Origin of the sequence: Pseudoalteromonas sp. SIMBA_162, assembly GCF_046535955.1 — a bacterium.
In the GTDB taxonomy this organism is placed as follows: domain Bacteria; phylum Pseudomonadota; class Gammaproteobacteria; order Enterobacterales; family Alteromonadaceae; genus Pseudoalteromonas; species Pseudoalteromonas marina.
On sequence record NZ_JAWJBQ010000402.1, the window covers coordinates 1 to 272 of the forward strand.

General features: G+C 66.5%; 1 pseudogene. It reads right to left on the reverse strand.

Annotated elements, in window-relative coordinates:
* Nucleotides 1-272 (reverse strand): annotated as a pseudogene (locus R0J88_RS20220) (SDR family NAD(P)-dependent oxidoreductase); the annotation flags it as partial.

Sequence of the window (272 nt, forward strand, 5' to 3'; positions counted from 1 at the left end):
CCTCGGCATAGCCTTCGCGGAAGGTCGGGTAACGGAAGGTGTAGCCGCTCTCGAGCAACAGGGCATTGCCGCAGCGCTTGCTGGAACGCCGCCGCAGCGGTGACTGGATCACCTCGGTGGACTCGACCTTGAGCTGACGCGCCAACCAGGCCATCACTTCGTGCAGCGGTGCGCCATCGCAGTCGGTGGCCAGATAGATCGGCTCGACCGGCTTGCCCTCGAGGCTAAGCGCGATCAGGTGCGCCAGCACGCCCGCGCAGTCGTCACGGTGG